The organism is Enterobacter sp. 120016 (assembly GCF_018383635.1).
Classification (GTDB): domain Bacteria; phylum Pseudomonadota; class Gammaproteobacteria; order Enterobacterales; family Enterobacteriaceae; genus Enterobacter; species Enterobacter asburiae_D.
The window spans coordinates 609,547-624,346 of the sequence record NZ_JAHAWC010000001.1; the positions used below are offsets into that span (position 1 = coordinate 609,547).

The 14,800-nt window shown below is 54.7% G+C and carries 12 protein-coding genes; 7 read left to right on the top strand and 5 right to left on the bottom strand.

Annotated features, from left to right (window positions below; translation table 11 throughout):
* The first annotated feature begins 159 nt into the window (after positions 1-159).
* Positions 160-1,533: an MFS transporter gene (locus KIF87_RS02945; protein WP_213327847.1), complete on the top strand. Its 1,374-nt coding sequence runs from the start codon at positions 160-162 to the stop codon at positions 1,531-1,533.
* Positions 1,534-1,583: 50 nt separating this feature from the next.
* Here KIF87_RS02945 and htpX read toward each other — a convergent pair whose 3' ends face one another.
* From htpX to msrC, 4 genes are all read right to left on the bottom strand, one after another.
* On the bottom strand, positions 1,584-2,465 hold the full coding sequence (gene htpX, locus KIF87_RS02950) for a protease HtpX (RefSeq protein ID WP_014884290.1): 882 nt from the start codon (positions 2,463-2,465) through the stop codon (positions 1,584-1,586).
* Between the two features lie 193 nt (positions 2,466-2,658).
* Positions 2,659-4,707, bottom strand: a complete 2,049-nt coding sequence (prc, locus tag KIF87_RS02955; protein ID WP_213327848.1) for a carboxy terminal-processing peptidase — start codon at positions 4,705-4,707, stop codon at positions 2,659-2,661.
* 19 nt (positions 4,708-4,726) lie between these two features.
* Positions 4,727-5,413 (bottom strand): RNA chaperone ProQ, encoded by a 687-nt coding sequence (gene proQ, locus KIF87_RS02960; protein ID WP_023336085.1) that lies wholly within the window; start codon positions 5,411-5,413, stop codon positions 4,727-4,729.
* 96 nt (positions 5,414-5,509) lie between these two features.
* Positions 5,510-6,007 (bottom strand): free L-methionine (R)-S-oxide reductase MsrC, encoded by a 498-nt coding sequence (gene msrC, locus KIF87_RS02965; protein WP_213327849.1) that lies wholly within the window; start codon positions 6,005-6,007, stop codon positions 5,510-5,512.
* Between the two features lie 132 nt (positions 6,008-6,139).
* On the opposite strand from msrC, the gene yebS reads away from it, so the two are divergent.
* The 4 genes from yebS to KIF87_RS02985 all read left to right on the top strand — a co-directional run bounded on the left by yebS (position 6,140) and on the right by KIF87_RS02985 (position 11,891).
* The gene (gene yebS / locus KIF87_RS02970) at positions 6,140-7,423 is read left to right on the top strand and encodes a membrane integrity lipid transport subunit YebS (RefSeq protein ID WP_213327850.1); all 1,284 of its coding nucleotides are present in this window, start codon (positions 6,140-6,142) and stop codon (positions 7,421-7,423) included.
* Positions 7,392-10,025 (top strand): PqiB family protein, encoded by a 2,634-nt coding sequence (locus KIF87_RS02975; RefSeq protein ID WP_213327851.1) that lies wholly within the window; start codon positions 7,392-7,394, stop codon positions 10,023-10,025. The genes yebS and KIF87_RS02975 overlap by 32 nt, the downstream gene beginning before the upstream one ends.
* Positions 10,026-10,102: 77 nt before the next feature.
* Positions 10,103-11,545 carry a 16S rRNA (cytosine(1407)-C(5))-methyltransferase RsmF gene (rsmF, locus tag KIF87_RS02980; protein ID WP_502757621.1) on the top strand — a complete coding sequence of 481 codons (1,443 nt, stop codon included), beginning with the start codon at positions 10,103-10,105 and terminating at the stop codon, positions 11,543-11,545.
* A gap of 106 nt (positions 11,546-11,651) precedes the next feature.
* On the top strand, positions 11,652-11,891 hold the full coding sequence (locus KIF87_RS02985) for a YebV family protein (protein ID WP_008500472.1): 240 nt from the start codon (positions 11,652-11,654) through the stop codon (positions 11,889-11,891).
* Positions 11,892-11,925: 34 nt separating this feature from the next.
* Here KIF87_RS02985 and pphA read toward each other — a convergent pair whose 3' ends face one another.
* Complete coding sequence (pphA, locus tag KIF87_RS02990) at positions 11,926-12,570, bottom strand: protein-serine/threonine phosphatase (RefSeq protein ID WP_213327853.1); 645 nt, start codon at positions 12,568-12,570, stop codon at positions 11,926-11,928.
* Positions 12,571-12,737: 167 nt separating this feature from the next.
* Between pphA and KIF87_RS02995 the strand changes: the two genes are divergently transcribed.
* Positions 12,738-13,679: a VirK/YbjX family protein gene (locus KIF87_RS02995; protein WP_213327854.1), complete on the top strand. Its 942-nt coding sequence runs from the start codon at positions 12,738-12,740 to the stop codon at positions 13,677-13,679.
* A 173-nt stretch (positions 13,680-13,852) separates the two neighbouring features.
* Positions 13,853-14,749 carry a glycosyltransferase family 17 protein gene (locus KIF87_RS03000; RefSeq protein WP_213327855.1) on the top strand — a complete coding sequence of 299 codons (897 nt, stop codon included), beginning with the start codon at positions 13,853-13,855 and terminating at the stop codon, positions 14,747-14,749.
* Positions 14,750-14,800 lie beyond the last annotated feature (51 nt).

The following is a 14,800-nucleotide window of genomic DNA, read 5'->3' on the forward strand; positions in this document are numbered from 1 at the left end:
TTTTATAAAAATCAGAACCGGTTTTTATTATAAGTTCCCGTCATGTCACCTGCAATCAATCCGCGTTTACTTCGTTACAAATCTGCGACATATCGCGGCTGTAACAATGCTAAAATAGTTACCCTGAGAATAATTTCACGCTGAGCTTTTTTAATCCTAATGGAAAAGACCCTTTCCGATGGCCTGCCTTTACCCCAGCGGTATGGCGCTATAGCGACCATCATTATCGGTATCTCAATGGCCGTCCTTGACGGCGCAATCGCAAACGTCGCCCTGCCAACCATCGCCAGCGACCTGCACGCCTCTCCCGCCAGTTCGATATGGATTGTTAACGCCTATCAGATTGCGATTGTGGTTTCCCTGCTCTCGTTCTCTTTCCTGGGCGATATGTTCGGTTACCGTCGGGTGTATCAGTGCGGTCTGGTGGTTTTCACCTTCACGTCCTTGCTGTGCGCCCTTTCAGATTCACTGTATACCCTGACGCTTGCCCGCATTGCGCAGGGGTTTGGCGGCGCGGCGCTGATGAGCGTAAACACGGCGTTGATCCGCTTAATTTATCCGCAGCGTCATCTGGGGCGCGGCATGGGGATCAACTCGTTTATTGTCGCCGTCTCTTCCGCCGCCGGGCCTACCATTGCGGCGGCGATCCTTTCCGTTGCGTCATGGCAATGGCTGTTCGCCATTAACGTGCCGCTGGGTATCATCGCCATCTTCTTTGCCCTGCGCTTTCTTCCCGCTAACGGCCCTAAAAGCACCATGCCGCGCTTCGACGTGGCGAGTGCGGTGATGAATGCCCTGACCTTTGGCCTGCTGATTACGGCGCTGAGCGGCTTTGCGCAGGGACAGTCTCTGATGCTTACCGGCGCGGAGCTCATCGCCCTGCTGGCGATCGGTTTCTTCTTTGTTCGCCGCCAGCTCACACTCCCTGTGCCCCTACTACCGGTCGATCTGCTGCGTATTCCCCTCTTTTCCCTCTCCATTTGCACGTCAGTCTGCTCGTTCTGCGCCCAGATGCTGGCTCTGGTTTCTCTGCCCTTCTTTCTGCAGAGCGTGCTAGGACGTTCAGAAGTGGAGACCGGCCTGCTGTTAACCCCCTGGCCGCTGGTGACAATGGTGATGGCGCCGCTGGCAGGTTACCTGATTGAACGCGTCCATGCCGGTTTATTGGGAGCGTTGGGGCTGGCGGTGATGGCGACAGGCCTTTTCGCGCTGGCTCTGCTACCGTCATCGCCAACCGATCTGGACATCATCTGGCGTATGATCCTGTGCGGCGCAGGGTTTGGCCTGTTCCAGTCCCCCAACAATCACACCATTATCACCTCCGCGCCTCGCCATCGCAGCGGAGGTGCCAGCGGCATGCTGGGTACCGCGCGCCTTCTGGGGCAAAGCAGCGGTGCGGCGCTGGTCGCCCTGATGTTTAACCTCGCTGGACAAAACGGCAACCATGTTGCGCTTCTCACCGCGGGTGCCCTTGCCTCTCTCGCGGCGGTTGTCAGCGGCCTGCGCGTGACCCAACCCAGGGTTCAGGCATAAAAAAAGCCGGGCGGAGTGTTCTCCTGCCCGGCTTATTAAGGTTCTTTGCGTTACTTCAGGTATTCCCCACTGCGCAGCGCTTCGATACGTTTATCCAGCGGCGGGTGAGACATAAACAGCTCGCTCAGCGATTTGGACTTACCGTTAATGCAGAAGGCCATCATGCTGTTCGCTTCCTGCGGCTCGTAGCTGGTTTTCAGACGCTGCAGCGCGGCAATCATCTTCTCACGACCAACCAGTTTCGCCGAGCCGGCATCCGCGTGGAATTCACGGTGGCGGGAGAACCACATGGTGATGATGCTGGCCAGAATACCGAATACCAGTTCCAGAACCATCGAAACGGCAAAGTAGATCAGCGGATTGCCGTTGCTCTCTTCACCTTCGTCGCGGTTGCCACCCATAAAGCCTGCCGCAATCTGCGCCAGAATACGGGAGATGAAGATCACGAAGGTGTTCACCACGCCCTGAATCAGGGTCATGGTCACCATGTCACCGTTGGCGATATGGCTGATTTCGTGGGCAATAACCGCTTCGGCTTCGTCACGGCTCATGTTCTGCAGCAATCCGGTGCTGACGGCAACCAGTGACGCATCGCGACGGGCGCCCGTGGCGAAAGCGTTGATGTCCGGGGCATGATAAATCGCCACCTGCGGCATGGCGATCCCGGCCTGACGGGATTGCTGAGCCACCGTATTCATCAGCCACTGTTCCATATCGTTACGCGGCTGTTCAATAACCTCACCACCCACCGACTTCAGTGCCATCCACTTCGACATCAGCAGGGAGATGAACGAGCCACCAAAACCAAACAGCAGCGCCATAATCAACAGACCCTGAACGCTGCTCGACTGAATTCCTGTCAGGCTTAGCACGAGCCCGAAAACCACCATGACCGCCAGGTTGGTGAGCAGGAAGAGCGCGATTCGCATCATAATTTTCTTTTTACCTCAGTTTAACAAAACGCACTATGCGATTACCCACATCGTATGGGTATTGCGGCTATTTTCAAGCATCCGGCGGGCGTAAGTCACCAGAAAGACACAACTTTACACAATTGGAAATCTGGCTGACGGAAGGATGAAGAACAAAAAGAAACAGGCACAATTTCTTGTGCCTGTTGGGTGATTATTTTGCCGGAGCGGGCTGTACGGCAGGTTTCTCTTTTTCCTGATTCGCCAGGTCGAGAGCGATATGCACCGTCTCGTCCAGATACGGATCCGGCTCATGGTAATCTTTTGGCAGATCGTCCAGTTTCTTGAGCAGAGGCTTACCTTCTCGCTTGAAGCGATCGTTGATACGCGCCAGGCGGGTTGCATCGTCTTCGTTGTTCTCTTTCTCACGCTGTGCGTAGTTCAGAGAAACGATATTCCGCTTATCTTTCAGGGCATTGAACCGTGCAATGTCCTTCATGATGTACTGGAACTCCGGATCTTTCGCGATGCGGTCGTTATGCGCTTTCAGCAGTTCAGGGCCAAATTGCGTCATATCACCCGCTTTCACGTAGGTCGCGGCATTGATGCTGTCCCACGGCAACGCGTTATCTTCAAACTTCTCGCCGGTTTCCGTCTCTTCCGTGCCTGTCGGCATCATGATGTCCGGCGTTACGCCCTTACGCTGCGTACTGCCGCCGTTCACGCGGTAGAATTTCTGAATGGTGTACTGAACCGAGCCCAGTGCAGGCCATTCCGGACGCAGCATTTGATCGTAAATACGATTCAGAGAGCGATACTGCTGAACGGTGCCTTTCCCGAAGGTAGGCTCACCGACGATCAGCGCGCGGCCATAGTCCTGCATTGCAGCGGCAAAGATCTCAGACGCGGAAGCACTGAAGCGGTCAACGAGGACCACCAGCGGGCCTTTATAGTAGACCACACCGTCGTTGTCGGCATCTTCACGCACTTTACCGTTGTTATCGCGCACCTGAACCACAGGACCCGATGGAATGAACAGACCAGAAAGTGAAACCGCTTCCGTCAGCGCACCGCCGCCGTTACTGCGCAGGTCGATGATAATGCTGCTGACGTTCTGCTTTTCAAGCTTCTGCAGCTGAACTTTCACATCGTCAGTCAGCCCAACGTAGAAGCCAGGAATATCCAGAACACCTACCTTCTCTTTACCCACGGTTTTCACCGACATTTTCACCGCGCGGTCTTCAAGACGGATACGCTCGCGGGTCAGGGTAACGATACGGGTTTTGGTGCCTTTTCCAGCCGGAAGAACTTCCAGACGAACCTTGCTGCCTTTCGGACCTTTGATCAGCGCAACCACGTCATCAAGACGCCAGCCGATCACGTCGACCATGTTCTGGCCGGTTTGTCCTACACCCACAATACGATCGCCTACGCTAATCGCTTTGCTTTTGGATGCCGGGCCACCCGCGACCATCGAATTGATCACCGTGTAATCATCGTCCATCTGCAGCACCGCGCCGATACCTTCCAGAGACAGGCTCATCTCGGTATTGAACTGTTCGGTGTTGCGCGGAGAGAGATAGTTGGTGTGCGGATCGATTTCGTGAGCAAAGGCGGTCATGGCCAGCGAGAAAACATCCTCACTGTTGGTCTGGGCCAGACGACGAATGGCGAATTTGTAACGACGCGTCAGCGTGTCACGGATCTCTTTTTCGTCTTTGCCGGTCAGCTTAAGACTCAGTTCGTCGTATTTAACTTTACCGTCCCACAGCGCATTCAACTCGGCTTCATCTTTCGGCCAGGGTGCTTTACTGCGATCCAGATTAAAGGTGTCAGTGCCGGTGAAGTCCATCGGACGTTCCAGCACTTTCAGCGCGTACTGATAGCGTTCGAAACGCCGCTTTTGCGACAGGTTGTAGAGATCGTAGAACAGATCCAGCTTGCCTGAACGCAACTCGTCACCCACCTCGGATTTGCGCTTAGCGAACTGCTCGACATCGCTGGCGAGCAAAACGTTATGGCTGTAATCCAGCAAGTTCAGATAGCGGTCAAAGATTTTGGCCGAAAAGGCCTGATCGAGATCGAACTGACGATAGTGCGAGCGGGTAAAACGTGAGGTCACGCGCTCGCTCACCGTCGCGTGCTGCGTCTCTTCCTTGAGTACCGGAATTTGATCAACACGCGTGATATCGTCCACTGCAAAAGCGTGACCTGTTATAGCAAACAGGCCCGCCAGCGCGGTGAGCTTAAAAAAAGTGTTCATGCCAGGCTTGGCCTCCGTTTCAGAACAACAAGTGTTCTGCGCGTACAATCATTGACATACCAGAAGTCAGCTGTACACGAACGCCATCTTTGGTGATTTCCAGTACGGTGGCGTCCATAGCATTGTTACCCGCTTTTACCTTCAGCGCCTGACCTACGCTCAGGGCGTTAATGTCAGAAACCGGCGTATGGCGCGGCTCTTCACGAGGGGCACGCGGGGCTTTTGCTGCTGGTTTGTCTGCACGCGGTTTGCGATCGTTATTATCGTGACGGCGCGGCGCAGGGCGTGGTTTACGCTCACGACGAGGCGCTTCTTCCTGGCCGTTTGCCGCTGCGGCTTCGCGTTTTTTCGCCTGCTGTTCTGCACGTTGTGCCTGAACGCGTGCTTTGGCTTCTTCAAGCTGCTTGCGCGCGTGCTCAACGTGCTGCTCGTCCAGCTCACCACAAGGGTTACCGTCGAGATCCACGCGGGTCGCGCCAGCTTTGATACCGTACAGGTAACGCCAGCTCGAAGTATAAAGACGTAAGGCGGAACGCAGCTGAGTTTTGCTGAGGTTCATTTCCCCTTCAACACGCGCCACCAGATCCTGAAAAATACCGACTTTCAGGGGACGAGCCTCACCTTCCGCGCTGAAGCACTGCGGGAAACGCTCGGCCAGAAATGCGATAACTTCTTTACTGCTATTCAACTTAGGTTGATTTTCCATGAAATTTCCTGATTACAACGGACGTTGCCAACAAGCGCAGGCATGAACAGGCGTCATTATAATGACGCTATCAGTAAATGCTACGTTATCCGTTGATTATCCTGCGACGCTCGCAAAGAATTTTTGATAATCGGTTGCAGCGAGTACGTTTTCCAGATTCGCCACCAGCTCGCGCAGCCCCTGTTCGTCCTCGGTTGTAAAGCGACTGAAGACCGTGCTGTCGATATCCAGAACGCCAATAATCTGATTTTTGACCACCAGCGGCAGAACGATTTCAGAGTTACTGGCGGCATCACAGGCAATGTGCCCGTCAAACGCATGAACGTCTTCCACACGCTGGACCTCATTCTCGGCCACCGCCGTGCCGCATACGCCGCGCCCTACCGGAATACGTACGCAGGCCAGTTTGCCCTGGAACGGGCCAAGCACCAGCGTTTCACCTTCCAGGAGGTAAAAGCCGGCCCAGTTCACGTCAGAGAGACGTTCAAACAGCAATGCGCTAGTATTTGCCAGAGTGGCTAAGAAGCTGGTCTCACCCGCCATCAATGCCTTAAAATCGCGGTTCAGATCCGCGTAGAATTCTGTTTTGTTCATTATTCAATCACTTAGTTGTCTTACAAATTTACCGCATAGCCTATTAAAATAAGCATTAAATGCGCTCATGCTCAAGATGAATCCGTTCATGAGTTATTATAACTTTCAACAATACTTATTTGTGCGCAGCTGATGGCCTTAAAAACAACCAAAATTACGCCGACAAGAAAGATAACTGTCCATACGGTAAGCGAAGCTTTGCCACGTGCACATTATCAGCGTTGCCCCCAGTGCGATACGCTTTTTATGTTGCCGAAGATGAAATCGCACCAAAGTGCCTTTTGTCCCCGCTGCGACGCCAAAATTCGTGATGGTCGCGACTGGTCGTTAACCCGCCTCGCCGCCATGGCCGTCACCATGCTGCTGCTGATGCCCTTCGCCTGGAGCGAACCGCTGCTGAAACTCTACCTGCTTGGGGTACGTATTGACGCCAACGTGCTGCAGGGTATCTGGCAGATGACCCGTCAGGGCGATCCCATCACCGCTGCCATGGTGCTGTTCTGCACCGTTGGCGCGCCGCTGGTGCTGGTCGCCGCCATTGCCTATCTTTGGTTTGGCAATATTCTCGGCATGAACCTTCGCCCGGTGCTGCTGATGCTGGATAAGCTCAAAGAGTGGGTGATGCTGGATATTTATCTGGTGGGCGTGGGCGTTGCGTCAATAAAGGTACAGGACTATGCCTTTTTGCAGCCCGGCATCGGGCTCTTTGCTTTCATCTGCCTGGTATTGCTGAGCATCCTGACGCTGATCCACCTTAACGTTGAGCAGCTGTGGGAACGGTTTTACCCTCAGCGCCCCGCCACGCGTCCCGACGACAATCTGCGCGTCTGTCTGGGATGCCACTATACCGGCTTGCCCGACACGCGAGGACGCTGCCCGCGGTGCCACATTCCGTTGAGACTGCGGCGCAACAACAGCCTGCAAAAATGCTGGGCCGCGCTGATCGCCTCCCTGGTGTTTCTGATCCCAGCCAATATGCTGCCGATTTCCATCATTTACGTGAATGGCGGGCGTCAGGAGGATACTATCCTCTCCGGGATTATCTCCCTTGCGCACAGCAACGTCGGGGTGGCGGCGATCGTCTTTATTGCCAGTATCCTGGTTCCCTTTACCAAAGTGGTGGTGATGTTTACCCTGCTCATCAGCATTCACTTTAAATGTGAACAAGGCTTACGGACCCGCATTCTGCTGCTGCGGTTCGTCACCTGGATTGGCCGCTGGTCAATGTTAGATCTGTTCGTGATTTCGCTGATGATGTCGCTCATCAATCGCGACCAGCTACTTGCTTTTACAATGGGACCCGCGGCTTTTTATTTCGGCTCTGCGGTGATATTGACTATTCTTGCTGTGGAATGGCTGGATAGCCGCTTACTTTGGGATGCACATGAGTCAGGAAACCCCCGCTTCGCCGACTGAAGCGAGAATTAAAACAAAACGCCGCATTTCGCCATTCTGGTTGCTGCCCGTCATCGCCCTGATGATTGCAGGCTGGCTGATCTGGACGAGCTATGAAGATCGCGGGAGTACCGTCACCATTGATTTCCAAACCGCCGACGGCATCGTTGCCGGGCGAACGCCCGTTCGCTTCCAGGGGGTTGAAGTGGGTACGGTTCAGGACATCTCCCTTGGAAAAGGGCTGAACAAGATTCAGGTGCGGGTCAGTATTAAATCTGACATGCAGGATGCCCTGCGCAGCGAAACGCAGTTCTGGCTAGTGACGCCTAAAGCCTCTCTGGCCGGCGTGTCCGGGCTGGATGCGCTCGTGGGCGGTAACTATATCGGCATGATGCCAGGCAAAGGCGAGCCGCAGGATCACTTTGTTGCCCTGGATACACAGCCAAAGTACCGCCTCAATAACGGCGATTTGATGATCCATCTCCAGGCGCCGGATCTCGGTTCTCTGAACAGCGGTTCGCTGGTCTATTTCCGCAAAATCCCGGTTGGCCGCGTGTACGATTACGCGATCAACCCGAATAAACAGGGCGTCACCATCGACGTGCTGATCGAGCGCCGCTTCACCAACCTGGTGAAAAAAGGCAGCCGCTTCTGGAACGTCTCCGGCGTGGATGCGGACCTCAGCCTGAGCGGTGCGAAAGTGAAGCTGGAGAGTCTGGCCGCGCTGGTGAATGGCGCCATTGCCTTTGACTCCCCGGAAAACTCAAGCCCTGCCACCGCTGATGATTCATTTGGATTGTACGCTGACCTGGCGCACAGCCAGCGCGGCGTGATCGTCAAACTCGCCCTGCCCGATGCTAAAGGGCTAAAAGCGGGTTCAACGCCGCTGATGTATCAGGGACTGCAGGTTGGTCAGCTCACCAAAATGACGCTCAACCCGGGCGGTTCGGTCACCGGCGAAATGACGGTCGACCCGAGCGTGGTCGATCTCCTGCGCGAGAAAACGCGCATCGAAATGCGTAGTCCGAAGCTCTCTCTGAACGATGCCAGCCTCAGCACGCTGTTGACCGGAAATACGTTTGAGCTCATCCCCGGCGAAGGTGAGCCCAGCAATAGCTTCGTGATTGCCCCGGCGGATAAAGCCCTGCTGCAAAAGCCGGGCGTGGTGACGGTCACGCTGAATGCGCCAGAAAGTTACGGTATCGAAGCCGGACAGCCGTTAATTTTACACGGCGTGCAGGTCGGTCAGGTGCTGGAGCGTAAGCTCTCGGCGGATGGCGTGACGTTCTCGGTCGCCATCGATCCGCAGTACAGCGATCTGGTGCACGGTGACAGCAAATTCGTGGTGAACAGTCGCGTCGACGTGAAGGTGGGTCTGGACGGCGTGGAGTTCCTCGGCGCCAGCGCCAGCGAATGGGTTAACGGCGGTATCCGCATTCTGCCCGGCGATAAAGGCCCCGTGCGCGACAGCTATCCGCTATATGCCAACCTGGAGAAAGCGATTGAAAACAGCCTGAGCGATCTTCCTACCACCACGCTGAAGCTAAGCGCCGAGACGCTGCCGGACGTACAGGCGGGATCCGTGGTGCTGTATCGCAAGTTTGAAGTCGGGGAAGTGATCACCGTACGCCCGCGTGCGGACGCGTTCGATATCGAACTGCATATCAAGCCGGAGTACCGCAAGCTGCTGACGCCAAACAGCGTCTTCTGGGCCGAAGGCGGCGCGAAAGTTCAGCTTAACGGTAACGGCCTGACCGTGCAGGCCTCCCCGCTCTCACGCGCGCTGCGCGGGGCGATTAGCTTCGATAACCTCAGCGGCGCGGGCGCGAATCTGCGTAAAGGTGATAAGCGTATTCTCTTCCCGTCCGAAACCGCCGCACGTGCCGTGGGTGGACAGATTACCCTGCACGCGTTTGATGCCGGTAAGCTGGCGGAAGGCATGCCAATCCGCTATCTGGGCATTGATATCGGCCAGATCCAAAAGCTGACGCTAATTACCTCGCGTAACGAGGTGCAGGCTACCGCCGTGCTTTACCCGGAATATGTGCAGACCTTTGCCCGGACGGGTTCGCGCTTCTCGGTGGTCACGCCGCAGATCTCGGCCGCGGGCGTTGAGCATCTCGACACCATCCTGCAGCCGTACATCAACGTTGAGCCAGGCCAGGGCAATGCCCGTCGTGATTTCGAGCTTCAGGAAGCCACGATCACCGACTCGCGCTACCTTGGCGGCCTGAGCATCGTGGTGGAAGTGCCAGAAGCGGGCTCGCTGAGCATCGGCACCCCGGTGCTGTTCCGCGGTATTGAAGTGGGTACGGTCACGGGCCTGACGCTCGGTACGCTCTCCGACCGCGTGATGGTGGCGTTGCGCATCAGCGAACGCTACCAGCACCTGGTACGTAATAACTCGGTATTCTGGCTGGCATCGGGCTATTCTCTGGACTTTGGCCTGACGGGAGGCGTGGTGAAAACCGGCACCTTCAACCAGTTCATTCGCGGCGGTATTGCGTTTGCCACGCCGCCGGGAACGCCGCTGGCGCCAAAAGCGCAGCCGGGTAAACACTTCCTGCTGCTCGAAAGCGAACCGAAAGAGTGGCGCGAGTGGGGAACCGCCCTGCCGCGTTAATCCGACAGGCTCCGGTGTCAACGCACCGGAGCCTTTATGTTACACTGCGCGCCTGAACTTTTCCCTGTGGTGTGCCCGTGGCTCAAAACTCCGTATTTCTTCCTGAACAATTCCTGGCGCAGATGCGCGAGGCGCTTCCTTCTCACCTGTCGTTAGACGATTTTATCGCCGCCTGCCAGCGTCCGTTGCGCCGAAGCATTCGCGTCAACACGCTGAAAATCAGCGTCGATGATTTTCTGGCGCTGGTATCGCCGTACGGCTGGCAGCTTACGCCGGTACCGTGGTGCGCTGAAGGGTTCTGGATCGAACGCGATGACGAGGCCTCGCTGCCGCTGGGCAGTACCGCTGAACATCTGAGCGGTCTGTTCTATATTCAGGAAGCCAGCTCGATGCTGCCGGTTGCCGCCCTGTTTGCCGATGGCAACGCGCCTGAGCGCGTGATGGATGTTGCCGCGGCGCCCGGCTCAAAAACCACGCAAATTGCCGCGCGGATGGGCAATCACGGGGCGATCCTCGCCAACGAGTTTTCCGCCAGCCGCGTGAAGGTGCTGCATGCCAACATCAGCCGCTGCGGTATTCATAATGTTGCCCTGACGCACTTCGACGGACGCGTGTTTGGCGCCGCCCTGCCGGAAGCTTTTGATGCCATTCTGCTGGACGCCCCCTGCTCCGGCGAAGGCGTGGTGCGTAAAGATCCCGATGCGTTAAAGAACTGGTCCGTGGAAAGCAATCTGGAGATCGCCGCCACGCAGCGAGAGCTGATCGAGAGCGCATTTCACGCTTTGCGGCCTGGCGGCACGCTGGTCTATTCAACGTGCACCCTTAACCGCGATGAAAACGAAGACGTCTGTCTGTGGTTGAAAGCGAACTATCCGGATGCAGTCGAGTTTCTGCCGCTTAACGATCTGTTTGCCTCGGCACAAGAGGCGGTAACCCCCGAGGGTTTCCTTCACGTGTTCCCGCAGATTTACGACTGCGAAGGGTTCTTTGTGGCGCGTCTGCGTAAAACGCAGGCGGTTGCTCCCCTGCCCGCACCTAAATTCAAGGTCGGCAACTTCCCGTTTGCCCCTCTTAAAGGTCGCGATGCGGCACAGCTTGAAGCCGCAGCCAAAAAGGTTGGGCTGGTCTGGGATGAGAGCCTGCATCTCTGGATGCGTGATAAAGAGATATGGCTGTTCCCGGCCCAGATCGAGCCGCTCATCGGAAAGGTCCGTTTTTCGCGAATCGGGATCCGCCTGGCGGAAGTGCATAACAAAGGGTATCGCTGGCAGCATGAGGCCGTTATCGCCCTTGCCGGACGCGAGAATACCTTTGCCCTGACGCATCAGGAAGCCGAAGAGTGGTACCGTGGTCGCGATGTCTATCCGGACAGCGCGCCATCAGGCGATGAAGTGATAGTGACGTATCAGGGATACCCGCTGGGACTGGCAAAAAAGGTCGGCTCAAGGCTGAAAAACAGCTATCCGCGCGAGCTGGTTAGGGACGGCCGTTTGTTTACCGGTAACGATCGCACGAACTAGAAAAAAGCGCATTTTTTTACTGGCGATTTTGCTCTCCTTGTCTACGATCAAAAATGGATGATCGTACTGGTCATACCAGATTTTGACAACCGACCCGGAGAGCACTATGACGAAAACCAGCGTGCGTATTGGCGCTTTTGAGATCGACGACGCAGAGCTGCGCGGCGAAGCACAGGGCGATCGAACGTTAAGTATTCCCTGCAAATCCGACCCGGATTTGTGCATGCAGCTCGATGCATGGGATGCAGACACCAGCGTCCCGGCAATACTTGATGGCGAACATTCTGTCCTTTACCGTGAGCATTACGATAGCAAAACCGATGCCTGGGTCATGCGTCTTGCCTGACCTAAAGAGAACCCGCCCGAAGGCGGGTTATTTATTACTGCAGCTGCGCCAGCGTAAAGTAACCGTCAAAAACAGCCCCCGTATCAATGTAGTGAAGATTGTTAAAATCATACCTTCTGTCGAGGGGCGTATGCCCAAACCAGAAATGATCCGCGCCGCTGATGCCCTGCCCTTTGCCCACCATAAATCCCATCAACCTGTCGCGGTTCCATAAAACGCGCTGGGCGCTAACCGGTTTTTGCCATCGGTATTCTGCAGCCGGGTAATCAGCATGGGCAATCACATTCAGACCGTTCGCACAGGTTATCTCGATGATATGCGGTAATTCCCGACAGGCCTCGAGTAACGACAGCGCAAGCTGTTGCTGGTCGCGTTCAAGCTGCGCAAACCACATTCCGCCATTTATCGTCCAGAGAGAAAAATCGTTATTATCCAGACTGTCGAGAGCCATTTGCTCATGGTTACCCCGCACGGCGCGAAACCATTTTTCATGAATTAACTGCAGGCATTTCACGCTATCAGGGCCACGATCGATCATATCCCCGACAGAAATAAGCAAATCCTCATACGGGTTAAAGTGACGACGTTTAAGCTCATCCATAAGCCACTGATAACAACCGTGTATATCGCTGACAACCCAGACGTGACGCCACATTCCACCTTCAATTCGCTGATACATAGGACCTCCTTTTAACAGTATAGCCACCGCAGAAAAGGCAACAGACAGGCGCGGTCCTCACGAAGTGAAACAAACGGTAAACCAAACAGAAATAAAGATCCTCGCGCTATTAATCCCTTTTTATTGGCTCTTTAGAATAAGGGTAGAAAAAAAAGAGGGGTCTTCACGTGTCTAATACGCACCTGCATAACGATGTTTTTTATCCGCATCGCACAAATATTATTTCCGAGCTGGTGAACGGCAAACGCGTGCCGGGGCCAATCTGGCGGAAACGCGAATATCGCCTGAAGTTCCTTTTACGCTCGCTTCTGTTCTGGTCTTCTACCCATCGCATGCTGGAGGCCCTTTCCGGGCGCGACGATTTCGACAAACTGCTTGCCTCACAGATTACGTTACCCAGCAAGACCCACCGGCAGTATCTGATGCGCGGCCTGACGGCTAACGATCGCGCCGACGCTATCGTCAACCATTACTACTGGATTGATAGCCTGAAAGAGAGCGGTCTCGCTCAGGCCCTGACCAGCCCGCAGGAGCAAACCGTCGTACAGTTCCACGCTAAAGACGGTGTAACCTATACGGTCAATGCTTCCTCTGCGGGGAAAGCCGAGCGCGAGGGCGAAAGCACCTTGTGGCTACGCGACAACGAGGATACGCTGCTGGCCAGCCTGACCTTCAGCGTCGCGCGCAGCAATGGTCAGCAAGTGATGGTCATCGGCGGCCTTCAGGGGCCCCGCCGCAGCGTATCGCGAGACGTCATTAAACAGGCCACCCGCGCATGCCACGGCCTGTTCCCCAAACGAGTGTTGATGGAAGTCCTCTTCCAGCTGGCTGCGCAGTCCTCTGTCCGGGCGATTTTTGCCGTCAGCGACGAGGGACACGTTTTCCGCGCGTTGCGATATCGCCTGAGCAAAGGCCGCCATTTCCATGCCAGCTACGATGAGTTTTGGGGATCGCTGGACGGTAAAAAGCTTTCGGCCTTCTGCTGGCAGCTGCCGCTGCACATGGAGCGTAAATCCCTGGAAGAGATTGCCAGTAAAAAACGTGCCGAATACCGCCGTCGCTTTGAGCTGCTCGATGAAATAGAGGCATCCGTTAAGTCCCACTTTTAAGCCCGGCTGGCGTTTTCGCTCACTGCGTAGTGGATGCATTCTGTTTAAAAGAGGAATGATAAAGCAGCCCACTATTGCACAGGGCGAGGGCGCTCAGTTAGCATTGCGCGAAATGAAACTGACGAATGCGTTGGGAAAAGCGCAATGCGGCGCAAGAATGAGGGACTTCGGTAATGATCTATGACTGCTTCTTATATTACGATGAAGATATGCTTCTCGAAATCAGGCTAAACACGCTAGCGGACGTTGTCGATCGCTTCGTTATCGTTGAGTCAACGCATACCTTTACCGGTAAAAAGAGGCAGCTGCATTTTGACGTAAATAAATACAGTCAATTTAAAGATAAAATTATTTACGTTGTTCATGATAAAGAACCGATTACGAAAGCCGCTGAAGAATCACATCCGGCTCGGGAGCTCATTCCGGGGCTGCCAGACGGCATGGTAGTGGATGCGTGGGCAAATGAAGCCGCGCAGAGGAATGCTATCATGCAGGGTTTGACGCAGGCCAGCGATGATGATTTGATTTTAGTTTCCGATGTGGATGAGATATTTTCCCCTCGGGTGGTCGCATCGATAAATCCCAAAAAGCTGTGCACTACTATTTATCAGAATTTCTATAATTATCAGTTTAACCTGCAGGTTTTTAATACTGACAACACGCCAAGAAAATGTAAATTACCGAGAGCCACCCAATATAAGAATCTCGTTAATTTCTTTGGCGGGGAACCTGAATCATTCAGGAATCTTAAACGCACCCGAAGCGTCAAAAGCTGGTCCTGGCTAAAATGGAACTGGTTCAAGGTTAACAACAGCATCATTGAAAATGGTGGCTGGCATTTCTCATGGGTGATGACCCCTGAGCGCATCTCAGAAAAAATGTCTACCATTTCCCATACTGAATACGATCTTCCTGAGTTTAACAACCCGGAACACATCATGAAGGTCATTAAAAATGCGGAAGATATCTGGGGACGCGACAGAACGTTAATCAGGCAAGCGCTGACGGTTGAAAACTTCCCGGAGTACGTTGTCCGCAACAAAGACAAATTCAGCGCATTCATTATTTAACTTACGGGCTGCCCTTTTGCTCTTAGAGGACGTTTGCTCAGCGAACCCTCG